5 protein-coding genes are annotated in these 7,602 nt (G+C 66.9%); 3 read left to right on the top strand and 2 right to left on the bottom strand.

Annotation, left to right across the window (positions count from 1 at the left end):
- Positions 1-888: 888 nt before the first annotated feature.
- Positions 889-1,179 (bottom strand): barstar family protein, encoded by a 291-nt coding sequence (locus ACIP5O_RS34910; protein ID WP_401301266.1) that lies wholly within the window; start codon positions 1,177-1,179, stop codon positions 889-891.
- Between the two features lie 233 nt (positions 1,180-1,412).
- Between ACIP5O_RS34910 and ACIP5O_RS34905 the strand changes: the two genes are divergently transcribed.
- Positions 1,413-3,950 carry a Helicase associated domain protein gene (locus tag ACIP5O_RS34905; RefSeq protein ID WP_401301263.1) on the top strand — a complete coding sequence of 846 codons (2,538 nt, stop codon included), beginning with the start codon at positions 1,413-1,415 and terminating at the stop codon, positions 3,948-3,950.
- A 57-nt stretch (positions 3,951-4,007) separates the two neighbouring features.
- Here ACIP5O_RS34905 and ACIP5O_RS34900 read toward each other — a convergent pair whose 3' ends face one another.
- Entirely contained in the window at positions 4,008-4,523 is a 516-nt protein-coding gene (locus tag ACIP5O_RS34900) for a hypothetical protein (RefSeq protein WP_401301261.1), read from the bottom strand.
- Positions 4,524-4,945: 422 nt separating this feature from the next.
- Here ACIP5O_RS34900 and ACIP5O_RS34895 point away from each other — a divergent pair, with 422 nt between their 5' ends.
- The gene (locus tag ACIP5O_RS34895) at positions 4,946-5,143 is read left to right on the top strand and encodes a hypothetical protein (protein WP_401301258.1); all 198 of its coding nucleotides are present in this window, start codon (positions 4,946-4,948) and stop codon (positions 5,141-5,143) included.
- Positions 5,144-5,435: 292 nt separating this feature from the next.
- Positions 5,436-7,580: a P-loop NTPase fold protein gene (locus ACIP5O_RS34890; protein ID WP_401301256.1), complete on the top strand. Its 2,145-nt coding sequence runs from the start codon at positions 5,436-5,438 to the stop codon at positions 7,578-7,580.
- Positions 7,581-7,602 lie beyond the last annotated feature (22 nt).

Here is a 7,602-nt window from a genome sequence, read left to right as displayed (position 1 = left end):
GCTGGTGGCTCGCTGCGCGAGCCACTCACTTCCCGTGCTGCGCACGGGAAGTGAGGCTTCGTTCGCTGCGCTCTCGAAGCCCCCGAGGGGGGTGGGTTCGCTGCGCTCTCCCACCGTGTGGGCCTTTCGGCTGCGCCTCCAGGCCCACTGGGGCCCGCTTCGCGGGCCGGGCTGGCTGGAAGGCGGCGGGGGTGGGTCTATTCGGGCTGGGTGACCGTCAGGGCCCAGCGGATGGTGTCATCGGAGGCATCGATACCGATACTGAAGGATCCGGTGACCACGCCGGGGTCCATGGTCACCGTGCCTATGCCTGTGGTGCCGGCAGGACAGTCCACGGTGAGGTCGGCGACTGATTGCCTTGTGACTCCATCGTCGCGTGCACGCTGCCGTCTCCCTCGCACGCCACCGTCAACACGGTCGGCAGGCGATCCCACGCTCCGGCGGAGACCACTCCCCCGTTCCCGGTCTGTTCCTGAACCCAGACCAAGCCGTCCGGGCCCGGATGCGGAAGCAAATCACCAGCCGCTGCCGCCGGTGAGGCACCCATCACGGCCAGCATGCCGGCAGTCAGCAACGCCATCATTGATACATTCTTCGTACGCATCGCGTACTCCCTCCCTTTTGGACACCTGTCACGACAACACCACCCTGGTCGTGAACAGGCACACGCGCATGAGTACGCCTGCTCACGACCTTCCGGACACCCGGCGCAGGCCGGACCGGTGGAAGGGGTGGCCGATGCCGATCTCTTCCTCGATGAGCATGCACGAGACCACTGACAACCCACCGCGGCCAGGAGTGATGCTCGAGTCGGCCGTCGGACCATGAGGTTGCCTGTCTGGGCGAGGCTGGGCGGCGGTAAAGGGCTGGGGTGTGGTTCTTGGCCCGCTACAGGAAGCGGACGGTGAGCTGGTTGGACTGTTCGTGCGTCTCGTCCTGTTCGGCGACCGCCTGGAGGAGGGCCCGGATCTGTGTGAACTGTTCCTCGCCCATGTGGTTTTGGCTGGCTTCGGTGTTGTGCCAGATGATCTCGACGGGGCGTTCTACGTCTGTGGTCAGCCGGTCCCACAGTGCGCTGAGGTTGGCTCCGTAGTAGGGGCCGAAGTCGAATATGTGGGCGAGTGCTCTGTGGAGGTCTGTTTGGGAGTGGATCTGTGTGCCGTCGATTTCTGCTTTCATGCGGTTGCTCTCTTGCTAGGGATGAGTGCTTCATTTTAAAGCTAAGATAGGTACTGGAATCGCAGAGTGGCTGTGGTGTGGAGGGGTTCGGTGATGAGGCTCTCTTGTCGGTCCGGGGCTTCGCCGAGTCTGAGGCTTTTTCACAGTAGCTGGACTCGTGCCGCTGAAGTGGGTCTTTTCTGTTGAAGCTTGCTTGCTGTGGTCCCTGGCGGGTTTGAAGGAGAGGCGTCTGTATGACGGCGAGGGAGCTTCGTCCTCATCAGCGCGAGGCCGTGGATGCGGTACTGCGCGCTCTTGAATTGTCTACACGCTCGACCGTGCCCGATCGCGGGCTCCGCGCGCAGGTGATCATGGCGACTGGGTCGGGCAAGACCCTCGCGGCCGCCCGCAGCGCGGAGGAGCTCCATGCGAGCCGGGTGCTCGTGTTGGTGCCGTCGCTGGACCTGCTCGCGCAGACCGAGGCCGCCTGGCGCGCGGCCGGGCGCCGGGGCCCGATGATCGGAGTCTCGTCGCTGCGGGGCGAGGAGGCGAGCTTCCCCAACACCACCAGCGTGGACGAACTCGTCGACTGGGTAAGGACGTTGGAGAAAGTGACCGTGTTCGCCACGTACGCCTCGCTCGGGATGGGCATCCTGGAGCGCGCGCACGCCGCCGGCCTTCCGGGGTGGAGCCTGATCGTGGTCGACGAAGCTCACAGGGTTTCGGGCCGGATCGGGAAGCCCTGGGCCGTCGTCCACGACAACCAGAAGATCCCGTCTCTGCGCCGCCTGTACATGACGGCCACGCCCCGGCTGTGGCAGCTCGGGGACGAGGACGAGGCCGGCGCCCCGGGCGAGCTGGTGGCGAGCATGGAAGACGACCCCGAGGGCCCCTTCGGCAGCCGCTGCTTCACCCTGACACTCTCGGAGGCCATCGACCGAGGAGTCTGTGCCCCCTACCAGGTCGTGTGCGTGGACGTCATCGACACCGCGCTCCAGGCCGCACAGCTCCTGGGCGCGGAGAGCCGCTCGGCGGAGGTCCGCGGGGCCCGGCTCGCCGCGCTCCAGACCGCCCTGGTGAAGGCGTCCGCAGAGGAGGGCTTTAGGCGCACGCTCGTTTTCCACCACGTGGTGAAGGAGGCCGAAGCGTTCGCGGCCGGCCTCCCCGACGTCGCAGCGCAGCTACACGCCTCCGACCCCGAGCTGTACCCCAAGACGATCTGGGCGGACTGGCTGTGCGGCGACCACAAGCCGCTCCACCGCCGCCGGCTCCTCGGGGAGTTCGCGGCCGGGATCGCCACGAACGGCACCGTCGTGGAGAAGTGCTTCCTGTGCTCGGTGAAGGTCCTGGGCGAGGGCGTCGACACCAAGAACTGCGACTCCGTGTACTGGGCCGACGTACGCGGCTCCATGCCCGACCTCGTCCAAGCCGTCGGCCGTGCCCTGCGGATGCAGCCCGGCGAGGGGAAGATCGCCTCCTTGGTCGTGCCGGTGCTCCTGGGGCCCGGGGAGACGGAGGACAACATGCTCACCTCCCGGGCGTTCGGCGGGCTCGCCAAGCTCCTGGAAGCCCTCCGGGCGCACGACGCGCGGGTGGTGGAGGCGTTGGCGGAGCAGCAGCGGCCGAGCCGCTACACGCCCGTCAGCAAGGACGAGAGCGGGTCGGGCATGCGTGGGAGCGGGAAGGGCTCCACGGGCGTCAGCGCCTCGGCCAGGGCGTTGCTGAAGTTCTCCACGCCCCGCGACCCGGCCGCGCTCGCCGCGTTCATTCGGCTGCGGGTGCTCGACCCCGAGCACGAGCACTGGCGGCGCGGCATCGAGGCCGCCTCCCTCTACCACCGGCTCCACGGGGACCTGCGCGTCCCGTTCACCTTCCGGGTCCCGGCCAGGGAGGAGGGCCGGGAGGTGCAGGGCGAGGGGTGGCCGGCGGCGCTCGCGGGCTTTCCGCTGGGGCAGTGGATCGCCGACGCCCGGCGCTTCTACGCCCGCGGGGACATGGACGCCGAACGCGTGGAGGAGCTGGAGAAGCTCGGCATGGTCTGGTCCCACCACGACGTCGCCTGGGAAGAGGGCCTGACGGCGGCGCGCGGGTGGGCCGCCGAGAACGGGCACCTCCTGGCCCCGCTCGACGCCGTCTACCAGGGGGCGGCGGTGGGGATCTGGCTGAAGAACGCGCGGGCCGCCGCCCGGCGCGCGGTCGAGCTGGAGCAGCGCCAGGCCGAAGGGCTGCCCGTGGTGTCGTGGGCCGGGGCGCTGTCGGAGGCGAGGCGCGAGCAGATGGAGGAGATCGACCCCTCCTGGTGCCCGAGCTGGCCGGTGGAGTGGCAGCGGGCCTTCCACCTCGTCCGTCAGCACCTGGACGAGGGCGGGGTGGTGCCGGTGGCGGCCGGGGAGGTCGTGCGGCAGGGTGAGGATCTGGGGCGGTGGGTGCGGGCGCAGCGGCTCGGGTTCGACAAGCTCACAAGCGTGCAGCAGTGGATGTGCGAACACGCCCTCGGCATCACCCCCGCCACCGAGGAAGAGAAGCCGAAGGCCCGGGTGAGCCAGGCGGAGAAGTGGGCGATGCACTATGCCGCCGCCCGCCAGTACTACCAGCGCGAGGGACACCTGACCGTGCCCAGGAAGCACGTCGAGACCCTCGTCCTCGACGACGACAGCAAGGGTGAGGGCCAGGAGCGGCGGGAGGTGTCGCTCAAGCTCGGCGCGTGGGTCGGCAACCAGCGCACCCGGGCCGCGACGTTGACGCCGGAGCGGATCGAGCAGCTCTCCCGGATCGGGATGAGGTGGACGTAGAGCGACTACCACGGGCCCTGGTTGCAGGAGGGTCGGGCCAGGTGGCGCTGCCTGTACTCAGAAGGGGGGTTCGTCGCTGTATGTCTTCTGGCTATCGGTCTTCTTTTGTGGTGTTCCGGTAGCCCAAGGATCGTCCTGCGGCTGCTGCGGCGTGCCCCACCCTCCTGAGTGCGAATTGGCGCCCCAGCCCCCCGTTGGAGCGGGCGGTGAGGACGGCTGTGGAACCGGTATCCACTGCCCCGGGCGCTGTTCGTCATCAGGGGCGACACCGTCGACAGCGTCGTTCCACAGATCCCGGATGTATTCGCGAAGCGTGCGGGTGTCGTTGTCCTCGTCGTAGTCGGAGGAGTCGGAGAACCTTCTCCACGTTGGATCTTGGTCTGCCATCTGGCAGAGAACCTCGTGCACGGCTTTCACCCTGGGCCAGGTACTGGTGGTCTCGCCTTTGAGGAGCCTGCGGACAGTCTCACGGCTGACAGTCACGGAGGTGTTGTGCATGTGAGCAACGGCCGAGGCGATGCTGGCCGGTGCGGGGCGTCCTGCTGCGCGAAAGTAGGTGTGGAGCTCGCTCACGAAGGCTCTCTTGGGCCCGCGCGGGAGGTCGTCCACGCTTGGCATTCGCAGTACCTGAGGCATGCCCAACTCCCTCTCACTACAGCCTGCTTGAACTCTTCAAACCTAGCTTAGACACAGCACGACACCCAGCCAGAGCAGTTAAAAGCCAGCCTTGCCTAGCAAGAACCAAGCAGACCTCTGCGAGGCACATCTTCTGCTCGTGCTGTCCCACGAAAACACAGAAGAACTTTCTTCACCAAAGAGGTGTTTCCGCTGGTCAGAGGCCTATTCGAGGTGCTTTCGTTGACGTCATCCGCCCCATAGGACACAGGGTGTCTCAACAGGCGGACAACGGCATGGTTGTCGCCGGAAACGGCGACGGCCCCCTGGTGGGCAGGGAGCCGTCAGCAGAGGACCGTCCCCCAGCAAAGGAGAACCTCATGTCCAGGACCGAGCGTACGGTCATCAACGCAAGCGGGAAACCCCCCGCGCCAGAACCACAGCCCTGGATCACCCGATGGAAAAACAGGGCACGCAGGATCCGCAACGAGGCCGGCCTCTACCTCATCAGGGGCGCGGCAACGACCATCGGCGGAAGCATCGTGATCTACATCAGCACCTGGCTCTCCCTGCGCTGACCCAGAAACCGACAGCTCAGTCCGCAGCGGCCATCACCAGGCCGTCGCGGACACCCTGAACACGTTCCTGGAACCGGGAAGTCACTCCTCAGCCGCGAAGACGCCCTCGCGAGCGTCGGTGGCCGTGCCCATGCGCGATTCGGAGCGGGTCGCTGGCGGGCTCGGGACGACGACGAAGGAGCGGCATGAGCACAGGGGCGTATCCCTCGCAGTGCTCCTCTGTCGGTATCGCCCGGGCCTGAATAGTGCGAACTCACGCACTCGGCTTCCTTCCTGTCCCGACAATGGGCAGATGGCCGACGCACACTTCTTCAACGACGAACCCTTCCTCGACCATGAGGAAGGATCTGACCTGCTTGGACACGGGCAATACGCGCACCATGTCATAGGCCTGCTGGGCCAGGTACGAGCCCAGACCGAAACCGGAGTCCTTGCGCTGATCGGCCCCTGGGGCTCAGGCAAGTCCAGCGTCCTGGGCAAGGTGACACGTCGCCTGCGAGATGACGCGGCCAACGATGACGGGTGGCTGGTCGCGGAACTCAACCCGTGGCTGTACTCCGATCTGGAGTCGCTGACGCTGGCACTGTTCAGCGAGATCCGCGAAGCTCTCCCGAAGAACGAGCGGTGGTCCGAGGCGCGGGAGAAGATCGGCGGATTCGGCAAGGCCATCAGTCCTCTGGGGAAGGTCACTGCCCTCTTCGGCCTGGACTCCGAGGGGCTGATCCAGGAGGTTGGCAACCGCATCAGTGGCGACACGAGCGCGTCCGCCGCCAAACGCAAGGCCGAGGACGCTCTGCGCAAAGCGGGCCGCCCGGTCCTGGTAGTCATGGACGACCTGGACCGCCTCACCCCCGAGGAGCTCCTCGTCGTCTTCAAGCTGGTACGCCTCGTAGGCCATCTGCCCAATGTGTACTACCTGATCAGCTTCGATGAACGGACCCTGCTGGACGTTCTGCAACGCAGTGAGCTCGTCGGCAACAGTGAGTCCCGCGCACGCGACTTCCTGGAGAAGATCATCCAGGTCCGGCTGGACCTTCCCGCCTTCCGCGAGCGCGACGCCGGCATTTTGGTCGATCGTTCCCTCGCGGCAGTCCTCACCTCGCACAACCTGACCCTGACAGCCAGCGAGCAGGAAAGGCTCTCCGAGGCCTACTACCGCTACCTACAGGGCAGGCTGCGTACCCCGCGGGCCATCAAGCGGTTCTTCGGCCAGGTGGACGCCACCCTCGGCCAGCTCGCCGGCAACGTCGACATCGTCGACTTCCTGCTCGTCACCTTCCTACGCACCAGCGAGCCCCGCGCCTACCAGTTGCTGTGGCAGCACCGAGCCGAGCTCACCGGCACCAGCATCGACCTGCCCTCACGCCGTGACGAGCGGCCCGAACAGCATCTCGAGCGCTGGCGTACCAGGCTGCAGGACGCCGGCGTCGCAGAACAGCACCTGGACAGTGTGATCGGCCTGATGGGCATGCTGTTCGCACCGCTCCGGCAGGCTCTCGGCTACGGTGCCAACACCCAGGCCATCGCGCTGCGGCGCGGCATCGGCAGCATCGACTACTTCGACCGGTACATGGTCTTCGGCATCCCCGACGACGACCTTCCCGAGGACACCTTCGACACCGCCCTGCAGCAGCTGGCCGACGGGACCCCAGGAACCGAAGCAGACGAACTCCTCCTGCGTCTGCGCGACGACACCCAGCGCATCACCCGCCGCATCCAGTACAAGCGCACCGCCGGCACTCCCCTACCGGCGGTCGCGCTCCTCGAAGCCGCGGCCCAGCAGCATGGCCACCTCACCGCCGCACCTCAAGGACCCTTCGGCCTACTCACCGCCGATTTCGCCATGAGCATCCTCGTAAAAGACCTCCTGGCCGACCTTGCCGAGCCCGAACGGCCTGCCGTCCTCAAAGCCATGGCCAAGACCGCCGACGGAGCCGTCCTGGCCGCTCGTACCCTTCAACGCATCACCAGCGGCAACGGCGCCGACAACCCAGACCACACACAGGCGGCGACTACGCCCGACTGGATCGGTGATGCCAGTTCACTGATCAGTCGCGAGATCGCACAGCATCTCACCGTCTGCGCATGTCGACCCACCGACGAACTCACCGACCTGCAGATCACGCTCATCTGGGCATGGCGCCACACCGACTCCGAGGTTTGCCGGACCTGGATCAACCAACGCTTCGACCAGGGGTGGGATCCACTTGCCCTCCTCTCCGTACTCCTACCGCCCGACCGGGCACCGTTTCCCCTCATCGACCACGACACCCTGCAACGTCTTGACGCGCTCATCGGCCTCGAGGCGCTGTACAGCCGCCTCGGCCCGCTCCTCGACGCCTCCGCAGCAAACCCCGACACCCCTCAGGACGACCACCCGGCGCGCATTCTCCAAGCACTCCGGGAGCACCGCGGCAACCCTCCAGCCAGCGGCTGACCACCCCCCTGCCTCAACCCTC

It is taken from the genome of Streptomyces sp. NPDC088915 (assembly GCF_044749825.1).
Classification (GTDB): Bacteria; Actinomycetota; Actinomycetes; order Streptomycetales; family Streptomycetaceae; genus Streptomyces.
The sequence above is the reverse complement of the archived record's forward strand: the minus strand, read 5'-3'. Positions and strand labels throughout refer to the sequence as shown.